Annotated in this window: 14 protein-coding genes; 10 read left to right on the top strand and 4 right to left on the bottom strand. The window is 29.7% G+C overall.

Annotated features, from left to right (window positions below):
* Window positions 1-115 precede the first annotated feature (115 nt).
* From J2Z42_RS07490 to glmS, 6 genes are all read left to right on the top strand, one after another.
* Entirely contained in the window at window positions 116-949 is an 834-nt protein-coding gene (locus J2Z42_RS07490; protein ID WP_209702029.1) for a DUF6282 family protein, read from the top strand.
* Between the two features lie 41 nt (window positions 950-990).
* Window positions 991-3,285 carry a hydratase gene (locus J2Z42_RS07495; RefSeq protein ID WP_209702030.1) on the top strand — a complete coding sequence of 765 codons (2,295 nt, stop codon included), beginning with the start codon at window positions 991-993 and terminating at the stop codon, window positions 3,283-3,285.
* Between the two features lie 319 nt (window positions 3,286-3,604).
* The gene (locus J2Z42_RS07500; protein WP_209702031.1) at window positions 3,605-4,753 is read left to right on the top strand and encodes a sugar diacid recognition domain-containing protein; all 1,149 of its coding nucleotides are present in this window, start codon (window positions 3,605-3,607) and stop codon (window positions 4,751-4,753) included.
* A 131-nt stretch (window positions 4,754-4,884) separates the two neighbouring features.
* Complete coding sequence (locus J2Z42_RS07505) at window positions 4,885-5,199, top strand: PPC domain-containing DNA-binding protein (RefSeq protein WP_209702032.1); 315 nt, start codon at window positions 4,885-4,887, stop codon at window positions 5,197-5,199.
* A 175-nt stretch (window positions 5,200-5,374) separates the two neighbouring features.
* Window positions 5,375-6,514 carry a glycerate kinase family protein gene (locus J2Z42_RS07510; protein ID WP_209702033.1) on the top strand — a complete coding sequence of 380 codons (1,140 nt, stop codon included), beginning with the start codon at window positions 5,375-5,377 and terminating at the stop codon, window positions 6,512-6,514.
* A 639-nt stretch (window positions 6,515-7,153) separates the two neighbouring features.
* Window positions 7,154-8,980 carry a glutamine--fructose-6-phosphate transaminase (isomerizing) gene (gene glmS, locus J2Z42_RS07515; protein WP_209702034.1) on the top strand — a complete coding sequence of 609 codons (1,827 nt, stop codon included), beginning with the start codon at window positions 7,154-7,156 and terminating at the stop codon, window positions 8,978-8,980.
* Between the two features lie 157 nt (window positions 8,981-9,137).
* Here glmS and J2Z42_RS07520 read toward each other — a convergent pair whose 3' ends face one another.
* Together J2Z42_RS07520 and J2Z42_RS07525 are read right to left on the bottom strand one after the other, a co-directional pair.
* Window positions 9,138-9,788 carry an HAD family hydrolase gene (locus J2Z42_RS07520; RefSeq protein WP_209702035.1) on the bottom strand — a complete coding sequence of 217 codons (651 nt, stop codon included), beginning with the start codon at window positions 9,786-9,788 and terminating at the stop codon, window positions 9,138-9,140.
* Between the two features lie 293 nt (window positions 9,789-10,081).
* The gene (locus J2Z42_RS07525) at window positions 10,082-11,821 is read right to left on the bottom strand and encodes a DUF4153 domain-containing protein (protein ID WP_245331535.1); all 1,740 of its coding nucleotides are present in this window, start codon (window positions 11,819-11,821) and stop codon (window positions 10,082-10,084) included.
* Between the two features lie 204 nt (window positions 11,822-12,025).
* Here J2Z42_RS07525 and pepF point away from each other — a divergent pair, with 204 nt between their 5' ends.
* Window positions 12,026-13,816: an oligoendopeptidase F gene (gene pepF / locus J2Z42_RS07530; RefSeq protein ID WP_209702036.1), complete on the top strand. Its 1,791-nt coding sequence runs from the start codon at window positions 12,026-12,028 to the stop codon at window positions 13,814-13,816.
* Window positions 13,817-13,953: 137 nt separating this feature from the next.
* On the opposite strand, the gene J2Z42_RS07535 is transcribed toward pepF, so the two are convergent.
* Entirely contained in the window at window positions 13,954-14,634 is a 681-nt protein-coding gene (locus J2Z42_RS07535) for a LysR family transcriptional regulator substrate-binding protein (protein WP_245331536.1), read from the bottom strand.
* A 122-nt stretch (window positions 14,635-14,756) separates the two neighbouring features.
* On the opposite strand from J2Z42_RS07535, the gene J2Z42_RS07540 reads away from it, so the two are divergent.
* Entirely contained in the window at window positions 14,757-15,554 is a 798-nt protein-coding gene (locus J2Z42_RS07540; RefSeq protein WP_245331537.1) for a 2-keto-3-deoxygluconate permease, read from the top strand.
* A 478-nt stretch (window positions 15,555-16,032) separates the two neighbouring features.
* Here J2Z42_RS07540 and J2Z42_RS07545 read toward each other — a convergent pair whose 3' ends face one another.
* Entirely contained in the window at window positions 16,033-16,173 is a 141-nt protein-coding gene (locus tag J2Z42_RS07545) for a CPC_1213 family protein (protein ID WP_209702037.1), read from the bottom strand.
* A 161-nt stretch (window positions 16,174-16,334) separates the two neighbouring features.
* On the opposite strand from J2Z42_RS07545, the gene brnQ reads away from it, so the two are divergent.
* Window positions 16,335-17,690, top strand: coding sequence for a branched-chain amino acid transport system II carrier protein (gene brnQ / locus J2Z42_RS07550; protein ID WP_209702038.1), 1,356 nt, complete (start codon window positions 16,335-16,337; stop codon window positions 17,688-17,690).
* A gap of 136 nt (window positions 17,691-17,826) precedes the next feature.
* Entirely contained in the window at window positions 17,827-18,642 is an 816-nt protein-coding gene (locus J2Z42_RS07555) for a hypothetical protein (protein ID WP_209702039.1), read from the top strand.
* Window positions 18,643-18,648 lie beyond the last annotated feature (6 nt).

Below are 18,648 nucleotides of genomic sequence, written 5' to 3' on the forward strand. Positions count from 1 at the left end.
ATTTTAGTTTTTGTTTGAAATTCTGGGGGGAATAATCAAAAAGCACCCTTCGGGATTAAGATAAATGGAGGCCTAAGGGTTTCCGAATATACTTTAGTTAAAACAGGAGGAAAAAATGAAGTGCGAAGATAATGGCTTAGAAGGTATTATTGATTTACATATCCATACTGCACCTGATATTAGGGAAAGAAGATTAAATGACATTGAATTAGTAAAAGAAGCAAAAAGAGTTGGCGCACGTGCTGTTGTTTTAAAATCTCATGTAGTACCTACAATGGATAGAGCATGGATAGCACAACAATTAGTTAAAGGAATTCATGTATTTGGTGGAATTGTTTTAAACCCTCAAATAGGAGGACTAAATATTGCAGCAGTACAAAATGCTATTAAAATGAATGCAAAAATTATTTGGTTACCAACTTCATTTGCTGCTAATGAACGTAAACAAAAAGGAATGTTAGATGGCGTTGAAGTAATGAATAATGGACAAATTGTTCCTGAACTTCTAGAGATTTTAAAACTAATCGCACAGCATAATGTTGTTCTTGCCACAGGTCATCTATCACCATATGAAATTAGAGTTGTTGTTGAAAAAGCAAAAGAAATTGGTGTGAAAAAAATTTTAATAAATCATCCTGAATGGCCTACTGTAAATATGTCTTTGGATGACCAAAGAGCATTGATAAAATATGATGTGTATTTTGAAAGATGTTATGCACACCGTGTCAATGGTAAATATGAGAAAAATTTTTCAACAAATTTGAAAGCAATTGAAAGTTTAGGATACGAATCTACAATAATATCTACTGATGGAGGACAAGTTGAGAATCCTGTTTGGAGTGAAGAATTATATGAGTACGTATCATTCCTAAAGAATTCCGGATTATCTGAAGAGGCTATTAATAATATGACAAAAAAATATCCGGCAAAAATGTTAGGCCTTGATTAAGCAATAAATGAAATTTTATTACATTATATAAGGAGGAAGTTATGATTAAATTACATGATGAAGGTGCATATTTATTAAACGGAAATGAGATATATATTGATAACAAAGAATCAAATGAAAAACTTAAAGCTAAATTGGGAAATAGATTTTTTAATAAAGAAGATGCTAAAAAAAATACAATTGCATATTCAATTTTAAAAAATCATAATAAATCAGATAATGATGAAGATTTAAATATTAAATTTGATGCAATGGCTTCTCATGATATTACATTTGTAGGAATCGTACAGACAGCTCGTGCTAGTGGTCTTACAAAATTCCCAATACCATATGTTCTTACTAATTGTCATAATAGTCTTTGTGCTGTTGGAGGGACAATTAATGAAGATGATCATTTATTTGGATTATCTGCTGCAAAAAAATATGGTGGAATATATGTACCGCCTCATTTAGCAGTTATTCATCAATATATGCGTGAAATGATGGCAGGATGCGGAAAGATGATTTTAGGTTCAGATAGCCATACACGTTATGGAGCGTTAGGTACAATGGCAATAGGTGAAGGTGGTGGAGAACTAGTTAAGCAATTACTATCAAAAACTTATGATATATCATATCCAGAAGTTGTTGGAGTTTACTTAACTGGAAAACCACAAAAAGGCATAGGACCACAGGATGTTGCTCTTTCAATAATTGGACAGGTATTTAAAAGTGGTTTTGTTAAAAATAAAGTTATGGAGTTTGTTGGACCTGGAGTAGGAAACTTATCTGTAGAATACAGAAATGGTATTGATGTAATGACAACAGAGACTACATGTTTAAGTTCTATATGGAGAACTGATAGCAAGGTTGAGGATTACTTAGAATTGCATGGAAGAAAAGATGCTTATAAAGAATTAAATCCTGGAGAAATTGCATATTACGATAAAATGATATGTGTAGATCTATCAGAAGTAAAATCCATGATTGCAATGCCTTTCCATCCAAGTAATGTATATACTATTGATGAACTTAATGCAAATCTTTATGATATATTAGATAAGGTAGAAAAAGATGCACAAGGACGAATATCAAATAAGAGTATCAAAATATCTTTAAAAGATAAAGTAAGAAATAATAGATTGTATGTTGAGCAGGGATGTATAGCTGGATGTGCTGGAGGTAACTATGAAAATATCTGTGAAGCTTCTAACATATTACAAGGAAATTCTATAGGAAATGATGAATTCACATTAAGCATTTATCCATCAAGTCAGCCTGTTTATTATGACTTAGTTAAAAATGGAGTTGCAGCTGAATTAATGCCAACAGGAGCAATACTTAAAACTGCTTTCTGTGGGCCATGTTTTGGTGGAGGAGATACTCCTGCAAATAATTCATTAAGTATAAGACATACAACAAGAAACTTTCCAAATCGTGAAGGATCAAAACCTAATGATGGACAACTTTCTTATGTAGCATTAATGGATGCACGTTCAATAGCGGCAACAGCTGTAAATAAAGGATTTATAACAGCAGCTACAGATTTAGATACAAACTTTAATATACCTAAATATTATTTTAATAAAACAATTTATGATAATCGTGTTTATGATGGATTTAATAAGGCGAAAAAAGATGAGAATTTAAGATTTGGACCTAATATTAAAGATTGGCCAACTATGGAAGAACTTTCAGACAATCTAGTTCTAAAAGTATCTTCTTTAATTAAGGATCCTGTAACTACAACAGATGAATTGATACCTTCTGGTGATACATCTTCTTATAGATCTAACCCATTAAAGCTTTCAGAATTTACTTTATCACGTAAAGATCCTGAATATGTAGGAAGAGCAAAACAGATTCAAAAATCAGAAAAGGATAGAATTTCTGGAAAATCTCCTTTTGATGCAAACAATGATTTAGAAAAGGTATTTAATACAGTTAAGAAAGATTTTGATAGTGTAGACTTTAAAAATACAGCTATAGGAAGTGTAATATATGCTATAAAACCTGGAGACGGATCAGCTAGGGAACAGGCGGCTAGTTGTCAAAAAGTTTTAGGCGGATATGCAAATATTGCAAAAGAATATGCTACAAAAAGATATCGTTCAAATTTAATAAACTGGGGTTTAGTTCCTTTCGTTATAAAAGATGAACCGAAGTTTGAATGTAACGATTATATATTTATTCCTAATATAAGAGAGGCTATTTCTGAACACCCATCTGAAATAGATGCTTATATAGTAAGAGATAAACTTGAAAACTTCAAATTAAAAGTTGATAAATTAACAGATACTGAATTAAAGATTATATTATCAGGATGTTTAATCAATTATAATAGAAATAACAAATAATAATTACTAATCTTTATTTCATATTTGACACATTACAATTAATTTTGTAATGTGTCATTTTTAAAATATTAGACAAATTTAAATGTAATGCATTTTATAAAATTATGAAGCAAAAAATATTTACTAATTATATAATATATTTATAAATATGCAACTTAACAATTAAATTTTATTGCTTGATTCAATCAAACTTATGCGGACATATATCAATGTTCAATTGCACAAATATTAATCGTTATCAATATATTGTTTTTATTTATATGCACATTGTAGTAGAACAAAACTTGACGGTATCATTTATAATAAGGAGGAAATTATAATGGGGATTATAAGTAGTAAATTAGCAGAAAGAATAGTAGATAGGACAATGAGGGCAGTTAATAAAAATGTAAATATAATGAATGAACAGGGAATTATAATAGCATCAGGTAATAAGGAAAGGATTGGAACTATTCACGAAGGTGCAGTTCTGGCACTTCAGAGAAAATCAGAGTTTAGCATTGATGAAAAGCAGTGTAGAGAATTGAATGGAGTTCAGCAGGGAACTAATGTAGTTATAGAATTTAAGGATAATGTTGTTGGAGTAATTGGTATTACTGGAAAAAGAGACGAGGTTATAGGCTATGGCAAACTAATTAAGATGACTGCAGAAATGATGATAGAACAAGCCTATGTTATGAAGGAACTTGAATGGAGTAACAGAATTAAAGAAGATATGATAGTTTCACTTATAAGTAATAACCAAGGATCATTTAATTTACTTGAAAAATATACAAAAAAATTTAAAATATCTGAAAACCATCCCATGGCTATTTTTATTATTCAGGCTAATTTTAAAGAGATTTCCAGAAGAAAAGATTTGGATATATTGAACAATGTAGTATCAATTTTAGAGGGAACATTAAAAGAATCATTGGTAGCAGTTATTGATTCAAAAACAATTGTTTTATTATACAAATGTCCAAATAGTAAATACAAATCTATAGATTGCAAAGATAGAATACAGAAAATTCATGAAAAGATACAAAAACAGACAGATACTGATGTGAAAATATCGGTGGGAAAAGTATACAATAAGTTATGTGATGTATATAAATCATATGAAATAGCAAAAGAGACACTTTCGTTTGGTAGGAAAAATCATCCAGATACTAACGTTTATATTTTTGATTCGCTAAAATATGAAATGTTATTTTTTCTAGACAATGCTAAGTGGAAAATTAATGAATTAAAAGATTCTTATGATTTAATTATTTTAAATGATAAAAATGGCGAATTAAGAGAAACACTAAAAGTTTTCATAGAAGAAAATGGTGAATTAAATAAAGTATCCAATAGATTATTTATACACAGAAATACTCTTAATTACAGGCTAAAAAAAATATATAAACTTACAAATATGAATCCTAAAAAATATATTGATTTATTCTGGCTTTATTGTACTATTATTAATTTTAGAACTAATTAGCATTAATTTCATTATGCAATTAAACGAAATTAAGTATTATTATTAACTAATATTTGTTTAACTTGATATTGCTTTATCTATTAAAAAAAGTGATAATTGTATATAAATTATTGATTAAGAGGTGAAGCTGTATGAAATTTAGAAAGTCAGGTTGTAATTATATTGTAAAATTGGATAAGGGTGATGAAGTAATAACAGAATTGACAAAGTTTTGTGAAAATAAGAATATAAGAGCTGCATATTTTACTGCAATTGGTGCAGCGTCCAAGGTTAAACTGGGATACTTTGATCCTGTTACAAAAGTATATGATAGTAAAGATATTGTAGAAAATCTTGAAATAACAAGTTTGATTGGGAATATAGGAAGGCTTGAAAATGATGATGAAGTTAGTTTTATTTCAATACGAAATCTTTTTTATCCTCAAAATGTTTATGCATATACATAAAAAAATGCCTTTGATAACGATTAAAATTTGTGCAAGTGAATATTGTTTCGTATATCAAAAAGTATAATAATAAAATAGAAATTATTGTATGATGGTTTATGAATCTTGTAAAAACGTATACAAATAATAAAAAATAAAATTTTAAATACATTGTAGTCAGTAAGGGGGAATAAACATGAAAAAAGATTTTAATATTTTGCTGGCGCCTGATTCTTTTAAAGAGAGTATGACTGCGAAAGAAGCTTGTGAAGCTATGGAAAAAGGGATTAAGAAAGTAAATAAAGATATTAATTGTATACAGGTTCCTATGGCTGACGGGGGTGAGGGAACAATGCAGTCACTTGTGGATGCAACAGGTGGAAAGATATACAAATTGAGAGTGGTTGGACCACTGGGGAATGAAGTAGAATCAGAATATGGAATTTTGGGAGATAAAGAAACAGGAATTATAGAAATGGCCAGTGCAAGCGGTATGGCACTTGTTCCGGCAGAAAAGAGGAATCCTCTTGTGACTACAACTTATGGTACAGGACAGTTAATAAAGGATTGTTTGAACCATAAAGTGAAAAAGTTATTAATAGGCATTGGTGGCAGCTCTACTAATGACGGAGGGGCAGGTGCAATTCAGGCACTTGGTGGAAAATTGACAGACAAAGAAGGAAAAGAAATTGGTTTTGGCGGCGGAGAACTAGATAAGCTTGCTAGAATTGATTTAACAGACTTTGATAAACGATTGAAGGATGTTGAAGTAGAAGTAGCCTGTGATGTTACAAATCCACTTTGCGGTGAGAAAGGTGCCTCGAATGTTTTTGGACCACAAAAAGGTGCAACGCGTGAAATGATAAAAACATTGGATGATAATTTAAGACATTATGCAGATGTTATAAAAAAGCAGATTAGTGTTGATGTAATAAATGTACCAGGATCCGGTGCAGCTGGTGGACTTGGGGCAGGACTTATGGTTTTTTTGGATGGTAAACTTAAAAATGGTATTGATATAGTTATAAAGTATTCAGACTTAGAAGAAAAAGTAAAAAAAGCGGATATAGTTTTCACAGGAGAGGGGAGTATCGATTTCCAGACACAATACGGAAAGACGCCAATGGGTGTGGCAATGGTAGCGAAGAAATACAATAAACCAGTGATAGCACTTGCAGGAAGTGTAGGAAAAGATATAGATATATTATACGAAAATGGCATAGATTCAATTTTTAGCATAGTAAGGGGAGTTACAACCCTTGATTGTGCTATTAAGAAAGGCAAAGAAAATATAGAAAAAACCATTGAAAACATAATAAGGTTAATAAGCTTGTAATAGATGAAATAATGAAATATTGTATCTAAATTTAACCTAATATAAATAAATTGCTTCTCAGGTTCAGCTGGAGTTTTCTTATAAGGATGGCTTTCTCCAGCTGAACCTTTTATGCTTCATATAAAATTAATATTTTTTATATATGTAATAGTTGACAAAAAATCATTTTAAAGAATATAATGTATTGATGATATATTTAATATCTTTAAATTAATTGTTAAAAGCAGGTGGTATTTAAAAAGTTAAATTAATTTAAAGCGCCAGAACTTAAGCGTATGATTCTAATTTACAGGTTATAATAAAAATAAACTGTAGGTTTTGCTTAAGTTGACGAGGATGGGGAGTATCGAATCTTCGGCGGGTGCCCCACGGTATCGCACTACCGTTAACGGCTGATAAAATCAGAAAGTAATTTCTGCAACAACATCAGTCTGGTGTTAAAACCTTAATTGGGTATAGGGATATCATATCTATATCTCTAAATGTCAGTTTTATCCTGTTTTAATTTTAAAAATAAAATTAGTAGGCTTATTTCTTTTACACTTTTTTAAGTTTTGGCAGTAAAAGTTTTTTGTTTGTATACAATAAAATTAAAATATATCGGGATAATTCAAATTTATTATTGAAAGGAAGATTATTATGTGCGGAATAGTTGGTTTTGTTGGAATAGATAAGGCATCATCTGTTTTACTTGAAGGATTGAGTAAACTTGAATACAGAGGATATGATTCAGCGGGTGTTGCTGTAATTGATAAAGATCATATAAATGTAATTAAATGCAAAGGGAGACTTGCAAACCTTGAAAAGAAGTTAGAAAGTCATCCTTTAAATGGATGTGTAGGAATTGGACATACTAGGTGGGCAACTCATGGAGAACCTTCTGATATAAATGCACATCCTCATAGCAATGCAGATGGAACCATAAGTGTAGTTCACAATGGAATAATAGAAAATTATGTTGAATTAAGAAATGAACTTAAGGCAAAGGGATATAAATTTGTTTCAGAAACAGATACTGAAGTTATTCCACAGCTTATAGATTATTTTTATGATGGAGATTTAGTTGATGCTGTTATGAAAGCAGCTTCTAAACTTCAGGGAAGCTATGCTATAGGAGTAATATGCTCTAAAGAGCCAGGAAAATTGGTTGCAGCTAGAAAAGATAGTCCACTTGTAGTTGGAGTTGGAAAAGGTGAATATTTTATAGCATCAGATATACCAGCATTATTAAATCATACAAGAGATGTATATTTCTTAAATGATAATGAATTTGTAGTAATGGACAATAGTGGTGTAAAGATATTAGATGAAAATAAAAAAGAAATAAAGAGAGATATATACCATGTTACCTGGAATGCAAATGCTGCTGAAAAAGGTGGATATGATCATTTCATGGCAAAGGAAATACACGAACAGCCAAAGGCAATAAAAGATACTATGACATCAAGAATTATGAAAGGCAAACCTGTTACTTTAGATAATATAAGTTTAACTAAAGAGCAGATTGATAATATAGATAAAATATATATTGTGGCTTGTGGAACTGCATATCATGCAGGAGTGGTTGGAAAATATGCAATAGAAAAGCTTGCAAGAATACCAGTAGAGGTGGATGTAGCATCTGAGTTCAGGTATAGAGAGCCTATAATAAACAAGAAAACTTTAATGATAATAATAAGCCAGTCTGGAGAGACAGCAGATACTTTAGCAGCACTTAGGGAGGCTAAAGCAAAGGGAGCAAGAGTAATAGCTGTTACAAATGTAGTTGGCAGCACGGTATCCAGGGAAACTGATGATGTATTATATACATGGGCAGGACCTGAGATTGCAGTAGCTTCTACGAAAGCTTATGTAACACAGCTTATCGTAATGTATACACTTGCACTTTTCTTTGCACAGAATAAGGGAACTTTAAGTGATTCTGAAATTGAGAATTTAAAAGCAGAAATGCTAACTCTTCCAGAAAAAGCAGAACAGGTTTTGGAGAATGAAGATGTAGTTAAAGATTTTGCTTCAAAGAACTATGCTGAAAGTGATATGTTCTATATAGGAAGAGGACTTGACTATGCTGTTGCAATGGAAGGCTCACTAAAGCTAAAAGAGGTATCTTATATTCATTCAGAAGCTTATGCAGGTGGAGAGTTAAAGCATGGACCTATTGCTTTAATCGAAAAAGGAACTGTAGTAATTGCAGGAGCTACCCAGCAGAAATTAGTTGAAAAGATGATAAGTAATATAAAGGAAGTAACTACAAGGGGAGCTAAAGTTTTAGCTTTTGCACTTGAAGGCAGCAAAGAGGTAAAAGATGTGGTTGATAGTGTAATATATGTACCAAAAGTAATAGATGTGTTTGCACCGGTACTTTCTGTAATACCACTTCAGCTTTTGGCATATTATATGGCAATCAAAAAGGGCTGTGACGTAGACAAACCAAGAAATTTGGCAAAATCTGTAACTGTAGAATAATACAGCAAATGGTAAAAATTAGCAACAAAGGCTATACATTCTTATACAAGAAAGTGTATAGCCTTTATTTTTTAGGTAAGAAAAGTATATTTCAAATCCAATACATAATAAGCTTTTGCATAATAGATTTTGAATATATGGTTCCAATAAATGTAAATTATTCAACTATACTTAACAGTTCATTTGGAGCATAAATAATCAAATCTGCACCATACTGCTTTAAAGTATCCATGTCCCTAAAACCCCATGTTACACTAATGCATTTAACACTTGAATTTTTTGCCGTCATAATATCTACTTCAGAATCACCAACATATAATGCACTTTCTGCTTTTGAGCCAAGTTCTTTAAGCGCCTTAAAAACAGTATCGGGTGCCGGCTTTTTAGAAATATTTTCTGATTCTCCAATTGCAACCTTTACATATTCTTGAAAATAAACCTTATTAAGTGCCTTTACTGCTTCATCAAATTTATTTGATACAATTGCCATCTTATAATTTTTATTGTATAGCTTTTTTAATAGTTCCATAATTCCATCATAAGCACAGGTCTTGTTTTGCATATTTGCTGAATAATGGGTTCTAAAGTCCAAAAGGCATTTTTCATACTGCTCATTACTGCATTCATCAGGAACAGAAAGTTTCATTAACCTTCCGACTCCATTACCTACAAAGCATCTTACTTCATCTATTTTTCTACATGGAAAATTATTAAGCTTTAATGCATAATTAACACTATCAGCTAAATCATCAAGAGTATTTAACAATGTTCCATCCAAATCAAATATTATTGTATCATATTTCTTCATCTATTCATTACCTCTCTAATAAACTTTAATAACATTCTACTTCACATTTATCTATCATACTATCATTTTTTTCTTGCCAAATCAATAAGCAGCATAATTCTATTCATTAAACTGTTGCACAAATTATTGATATTATAATAGATAACTTCTGAGTTTAACTTATCTTGTTGTATTAAAACCGATAAGAGGCAGAGGAAGTCAAGGTGTATGTGTTGTTAAAAATGAACAAGAGTATAAAGAAAAACTTAAAGAATTAAAGTAACCTACTACAAATAACGATAGTTATATAATATTTATTTAATTTTAACAAGCATATAAAAGTTGATTTCTTTGGCATTGATACCATTATTGAGGTCATTTCTGTTACCAGATATATTTAAAAATATAAATTTAACTTTTATTTTTTCATTTTCTTCAGTTAGAGTCATTTCCTCAGGTGATAATGCATTTTCTTTTGAAAGCATACCATATTTATCAATGAGATTTTTTACAAAAGAATTCAAATTTTTAGTGTAAATTTGATTGCCTTTATAATTTATTTTTATAACAAATGTTTCATGGTTGTAAGAAGCACTTAAAGGTGAAATTGAAGTATTTGCTGCAGCATTTTCCAGGTTTCTCATATCAAAAAGATAATCATATCCAGTTATATCAATGGGTTTTTCTGATTGATTTGTTATGAAATTAAAGTATCCCATGTAGGAACCATAGTTTTGAGGCACAAAAGAAAATCCCAATACATTATTCATATCATTTAACTTAAAGCCTTTAGGAACATATTTAACATCCTGAAGATTGTGATTTTTATTAAAGTAATCGAGTATACTGCTAATTTCAGACTTATCTTCTTTAGAAATATCAGAAGAACTTTGTATTTTCCCGTTCTTAATCATCTTGTTTTTTATAAGAATATTTTCAAATCTACTATTTTGACTCATTTTTGAAATAGAGTAACTACTTAAAGGACCAAATACTGAAATTAAAACAACTATAGAAAGAGTAAAAGGAATTAATATATTTCTAATTCTTTTAATAAATGATAAATATATCATTATAAAAAATAACCAGATACCTAATATAAGTAGAAAGTATCTTTTTTCCGTTACTCCATAAGCATTTATACGTATGCCTATAGAAACAAACATCATTACAATAAGGGGTAGAATTATCTTAGGGAAAATTTTAAAAAAATTATTTTGCCATGTATTATGATTTTTTATAGGAGTAATAAAAAACAACACTATTGTAACAATGACTGAATACCATAAAACCAGATGTGAAACTAAACCAACAGGCCATTGTTTTGTTATTATTATTTTTCCAAAGTATATGTATAATATTATTGTGTACGCAGTTAAAAGAGGCATTACAATATATAAAAGCAGTATTCTTAAAAGCTTTGGATAAGATTTTACTGATAGTTCTTTATGACTAATTGGTAGTCCAGAAAGAAAGTATAATAGTGAAAATATAAAGACTACAAACAACCATGTATAATAATAAATTTTTCCTAAGATTTTTATTCCAAGCAATTTATCTATTGTAAATAAAATGGCAGAAAGTCCTGAGTATATTACAATGGAGTAGATTATAGTGATAAAAAGTCCTGTAAATATATTTATAACGTACATTTCAAATTGTTCTTTTTTTAGAAAATAGGGAATAAATAAAAAAGCTAAATATAATGCAGTGCTTACAGCAACATATCTTGTAATAGGAACCATGCCTACGGTATTTAAAAATAAAAAGTAATAAACAATCAAGAATAAAATTCCACATAACTGAACTGATAAAAGCTTAAATATGCTTTTTTCATTTATTTTCTCAAAGAAAAGTTTTATGCAAAGTGAAATAGGAATTCCTAGTGCTAATATCATAGCAATTCTAGCTAGGGTATTTTCTTTAGGATTAGTCTCAGATATTACTATAAGTGTTAAGAAAACAGAAGCTGAGAACATTATTGTTAAAGGAAATCTCTTAAGGCTTAAGTACAGACCATTTAAAATAGCTTTAATATATTCTGCAAATTTCATAATATCCTCTCCCTATTATTATTTTAGATTAATTATTATTCTGTTGTATAATTTATAATTTTATTCAACATAACTTAAAAAATATTATAAAGGCAATAATGTAGTAATATGGAGTAAAAATCTTTATAATTAAAGTAAAATGTAGGAAAAGTAATTGCAAAATTTCCTAAATATTATGATTATAGAAAAGGAGCAGAATTTTATATGGCACAGACAAAAAGAAGAGATGAAATATTAAGAGAAGATAAATGGAATGTAGAGAAAATATATAAAAGTATAGAAAGCTGGGAAAAGGATTTTGAAAAGTTAAAATCTATGGCACCAAAATTAAGTGAATACGCTGGTAAATTATCTGAAGGTAAGAAGCTTTTAGAATACTTTAAGCTAAATGAAGAAGTTTCGAGATTGGCAGGAAAACTAGTTATTTTTGCACATATGAAAAATGATGAAGATACTGCTAACCCTACTTTTCAAGTTTTAAGAGATAAAATATATGCATATATTGCTGAAATAAAAAGTATGGAAGCATTCTTTATTCCTGAAATATTGAGTTTAAAAGAAGGAACTATAGATAAATTTATAGAGAATGTTCCGGAATTAAACATGTATAAGTTTTTATTAGAAAAAATTTTGAAAAAGAAGCCTCATGTTTTAAGTGTGGAGCAAGAAGAGCTTATGGCTTCAGTATCGGATTGCTTGAATGCACCGGAGAAAGTTTATAGCATGCTATCTAATGCTGATATGACTTTTCCTAACATAAAGGATGAGGGTGGAAAAAGTGTCGAGCTTACTGATGTGAATTATTCAGGTTTTATAAGATCTAAAAAGAGAACTGTTAGAGAAGAAGCATTTAAAGCTTTATTTAATACTTATAAAAAGTATAAAAATACTTTAGCTGCGTCCCTTACTTCAAATATAAAAAATTTTGTTTTTATATCGAAGACTAGAAAGTATAAAAGTTCAATGGAATGTTCATTAAAGCCTAATGATATTCCTATAGATGTTTACAATAATACTGTTGATACTATAAATAAAAATTTAAAATCACTGCACAGATATGTGCGCATTAAAAAGAAACTTTTAGGGCTTAATGAAATGCATATGTATGATTTATATGTTCCTCTAATAGATACTGTAGAAGAACATATAGAATTTGATGAAGCGGTAAAAATAGTAAAGCAAGCATTAAAACCTTTAGGAGAAGAATATTTAAATATATTTGATGAAGGAATAAAGGATGGATGGGTAGATATATATCCAAATAAAGGCAAAAGAGGAGGAGCTTATTCTACAGGGGATTATGATACTATGCCTTATGTACTTTTAAATTATGACTATAAGCTTACAGATGTTTCTACCTTGGCACATGAAATGGGCCATTCAATACATTCCTATTATTCGAGAAAAAATCAACCTTATATATATTCAAATTATTCTCTTTTCTGTGCAGAGGTGGCCTCAACTACTAATGAAAGCTTGTTGATGCATTATTTAATTGACAATGAAAAAGATGAAAAAAGAAAGCGCTATCTTATAAATCAAGAATTAGAGCAAATTAGGACTACTGTATTCAGACAGGTTATGTTTGCTGAATTTGAAAAAGTAACTCATGAAAAAATAGAAAATGGAATACCACTTACAGGAGAAGATTTATGTAAGATTTGGAGAAATTTAAATAAAAAATATTTTGGACCAGATATGGTTGTAGATGAAGAAATAGATATGGAGTGGTCAAGAATTCCTCATTTCTATTGGGATTTTTATGTATATCAGTATGCTACAGGTTATGCAGCAGCACATTCTTTTGCTAATGCAATATTGAAAGACGGAAAAAATGCCGTAGAATCTTATAAGGGATTTTTGAAGAGCGGGTCCAGTGATTACCCAATAAATGTACTTAGAAAAGCAGGAGTAGATATGACTGCGCCTAAGCCTTTAGAGGATACTATAAGGAGATTTGATGAATTATTAGATATGTTAGAACATTACGAATAAATATGTTATTGTGCTTTAATAAATAATGAATATTATTCTTCACTTAAATTAAATGCACCCCGTACCTAGATTTGATTTGCACAAATTCAGGTACGTTCCCATTCATAATGCTTTTCCCTTGTATAATCAAATCTGTCTTAAAGTAAATTATTCTTTAAAATGGAAATAAATTTTTCTGCCATGTGAGAAATATATCTATTTTTTTTATACACTACAATAATATTTCTAACAGATGATTTTTCTGGCAAAGCATAGTAGATAGGATGATCTTCTAAATTTGCATGGCGAATCAAAGTATCAGAAACAATGGTAACACCTAATCCTTTTTGTACAAGTGAATAGGCAGTTTCTAGTTTGTTGATTTGTAAAACAACATTAGGTTTAAATCCTGCATTATTGCACAAATCTAATAATAGAGTATGAATATGCTGATTTGGTTGTAATAAAATAAATGGGTCATTAGAAAAAATAGAAAAATCAACAGAATTGTTTTCACTATAATTGTTTTCTATAATTTCTTGTAAAGGAACTTGATATTGCTCTAAGCCTTTATTATTGGGATTATTTTGTGGTACTGCCCAAAAGAGATGTTCTATTCCGATAGTTTTCATAGTTAACAGGTTATTTTGAATGGGGGAATTACCAATAAAAAAGTCAATACTACCATTTAATACTAAATCCGTCAATGTTGACATTTCATATTCAACCATATTTATTTTAATACCAGGATATTTTTGATTAAACTCAATAATGGCATCAGTAATCAGAAATGACCCTCGTATAGGTGTAATTCCAATGGATAATAATCCTTGTTTCAATTCTAAAATATCAGATATTTTATTGTTTAATTCTGCTTCTAAATCTAATATTTTTTGAGCTGTTTTAATATATTCTTCTCCTATACTAGTTAACTTATTTAAATACCTTTTGTCCGTGGATTTTGAGAATAGGTAGTTATAGTAAAGCTTTAGTTTCTAACGATGGAATAACTGTTTTAATGCTTTTAACGTTATTATTTACAGGAACGCAAATGCGACTTAGTGATATACCTGAGGCTTTAAAACGTGGGGGAAGTCACGTGGCGTTTAAATATTTAGCAGGAGCTGCAAGTTATATTTTTATATTTCATTTTTTTGGGTATAAAGGAATATTTGGTGTGGGCAGTTTAGCAATATTATGTGCATTAACTAATAATAATGGCAGTTTGTATATGGGACTTATGGAAAGCTATGGTGATCATGCTGATTTTGTTGCAAGACCAATGTTTAACTTGAACTCAGGACCAATACTAACGTTGGTTACTATTGGAGCTTCTGGAGGCAGTATAGGCTATCAAGAGTATATAACTGTTTTATTGCCATTATGTGTAGGCATTTTATTATCCAACATAGATGAAGATATTAGAATAGCAGCAAAAAGAGGAATTGCTTTAGTTTTGCCAATAATGGGGTTTGTTTTAGGTGCGAATATTGATTTTTATAAAATTGTAGAAGGAGGATTTGGAGGGGTTATTCTTTTTATTATTGTAATAGTTGTAACTGGATCTGTTGCGTTTATTGTGGATAGAGTTTTGTTAAAAAGACCAGGATATGGAGGGATGGCAACTGTACAAATAGCAGGAGCAGCTATTTTATCAGCAATTTTCTGCCCATTTATTGTACAGCGGTTTGCAAAACGATTTGGCTGTCCACAGTATGAGAAAAATTTTGGTGAAAATCCAAAAGAATTAGTGGAGTAAAAAAATATATATAAATTTAGCAGTGTTATACAAAAAGCTATCGATAAAGGAGCTAATATATTTTGGTTAAATACTGTGTTATATGATGGACATTCAATAGAAGAGTTTATTGAAAAAGGATATTATATTGTTGGACAACAACCTTCTGACATTAGTAAATATATGGAGAGTATTATATATTTGATCTTAATATGAAACCTAATATGACTGGAGCAGGAAGAAAACATCGAGAAAACCAAGACAGCCTAACAATGATAGCTTCAAAAGCTATGGGATGGGAATACAAAGATTTGCTGATTAATATGTTGGCTACAAGATGGTCTAAAAATAACTAAGATTAAATTAATAATAGAGCTTGTAAAGAAAAGTCTATAAAATAGCTTTTATGATAAAATTAAAATATCATAAAAAGCTATTTTTATATTTTCGCTTTTTCTCATTTATAGATATAATTATATAGAACGTTAACTTTTAAAAATTAATCTAAATGTTTTTCTGATGGAGCATTAAACTTTGACCTTGAACTTTCAGCTTGTGGGTCATGATTTATATGCTTTTTTTTAAATTTACCATCTTCCTTTTTATCAGTATTAGTAGTATGCTTGATTTTATTTTGCATATTATCGCCCCTTTCTAATATAAGTTTTCCTCAAAATTAGTTTTTATGCTCAACTATAAATAGTGTTTTAAATTTATTCATATATCCCACTGATATTGTAAATTTACCTTCTTACTTATATAATTACAATATATATTTTTATTATTGGAGGTTTTGAAAACATGCAAAAAAAATTAAAAACAAAAGAGTATATTTATATTGCTTCCATGTTATTTGGTTTATTTTTTGGTGCGGGAAATTTGATTTTTCCTGTTTCTATGGGCCAGATGGCTGGAAGTAATGTATGGCCGGCAATTATAGGCTTTTTGATTACTGGTGTTGGTTTACCACTCTTGGGAATTGTGGCAATGGGCATTTCACGAAGCAGCGGGCTGTATGAGCTGGCAAGCCGTGTTCATCCATACTATAGCTTGTTCTTTACATGTGCATTATATTTAACAATTGGACCTTTTTTTGCGATTCCGAGAACAGCAACGGTATCTTTTGAAGTAGGTTTAGTTCCTTTACTCGCTAAGAGCCAAATCAGTTTATGGCTTACAATTTTTTCTCTGATTTTTTTCCTGACCGTTTTATGGTTCTCATTAAGGCCATCTAATATTTTAACTTGGGTTGGAAAGATATTAAATCCACTTTTTTTATTTTTCTTAGCTATTTTAATTATTACTGCTTTTTTAAATCCAATGGGTAGTGTGACACAAATTCCAGTCGCACAAAGCTATCAAAATGGCAGCTTTTTTAAAGGCTTTTTAGAAGGATATAATACAATGGATGCTTTAGCTTCATTGGCATTTGGAATAATAGTTATAAATGTTGTTCATAATTTAGGCGTTGAAGATCCAAATAAAGTAGCATTTAGTACTGTAAAATCAGGGGTATTTAGTATGTCTTTCATGGCAATCATTTATGCTTCACTTACTATTATGGGAACTCAAAGCAGAGGTATTTTTCCGGTTTCCGCAAATGGCGGACAAGCTTTGACATTAATTTCGGCTCATTATTTTGGTAAAATTGGAGCGGTTCTTCTGGCAATTACCATTACATTAGCATGTTTAAAGACAGCAGTTGGATTAATTACTTCTTGCAGTGAAACATTCGTAAGTATATTTCCAAATTTATTGAGTTATAAAAAATATGCTATCCTTTTTTGTGTTGTATCTTTCGCTATTGCAAATGTTGGCTTAAATAACATTATTTCTTTTTCTGTACCGGTATTAATGTTCCTTTATCCATTAGCAATCACTTTAATTTTGTTAAGCCTATTCGAACGATTATTTCACGGAGACCACTGTGTTTATCAATGGGTTACTGGTTTAACAATATTTGCAGCCATATTTGATTTCGCAGGGGCTTTACCTAAAGCTACTATAAAATTTTTACACTTAGGTGGAATGATTCAAATAGCTTCTAATCATTTACCTTTCTACAATGATGGTATGGGTTGGTTAACACCAGCACTTATTGGATTAGTAATTGGACTTTTACTTCATTTTTCTAGAAAAGGACAAGCAATAGAATAAAAGACAAAATATAGTTCACCTTTTGATATATTATAATATTGAAATTTTATTAAAAATTGTCAGATCTCTATCTAAGAAAGTCATATATGTTAAAATAAATGGATGATTTATATTTTCAAGAGAGGTTATGATGTATGTGAATTTTTTAATTGAAGTATTTATTAGAACTTTTATCGAGACATTTTATCTGGTAGGCGTCATTATATTTATAGGAGTGATTCTTGGAATACTCAGAACTTACTCAATGAGAAACTTTCAGAGGAGTTTTGGCGATACTGCGGTAATGGTAACAGGATTTATAGGAGTGCCTGTACATGAACTTAGTCATGCTATTTTTGCTATATTATTTGGGCATAGGGTTACGGATATAAAATTACTTCAGAAGCCTGATGAAAATGGAACTATGGGTTATGTGAATCATTCATATAATGAATTTAGTATTTATCAGCAGATTGGCAATTTTTTCATAGGCATAGCACCTATTTTAGGTGGGGTTATTTGCATAATTACCTTGATGTATTTTATAATACCTGAATCTTATAATCAATTTATAAATATATTGGTAAATAATTTTCATGCTGTAACTTTGGATAAGTCTGTAATTAAGGGAATGATAATTTCCTATAAAGGATTAATAAAAACTATTTTTTCATTTAAGAACTTTCAAAATCCATATTTTTATATATTTTTATTTGTTTCAATAAGTATATCTTCCCACATATCTTTGAGTAGTGCAGATATAAAAGGTGCTTATAGAGGACTTGTTACATTATTTTCAGTATTGTTACTTATTAATATATTTGGATTATCAAAGTATTTCATGGCTTTTAATATATTAAAATATAATATGTTAATAACAGGATTTTTGATTATAGCCGTTATTCTTTCAACAGTAACTTTTTTAATAAGTTTAATTGTATCAATTCTAATCAAAAGGAATAGGATTTATTAAAATAAA

Source organism: Clostridium algifaecis, from assembly GCF_017874415.1.
Taxonomy (GTDB): Bacteria; Bacillota; Clostridia; order Clostridiales; family Clostridiaceae; genus Clostridium_B; species Clostridium_B algifaecis.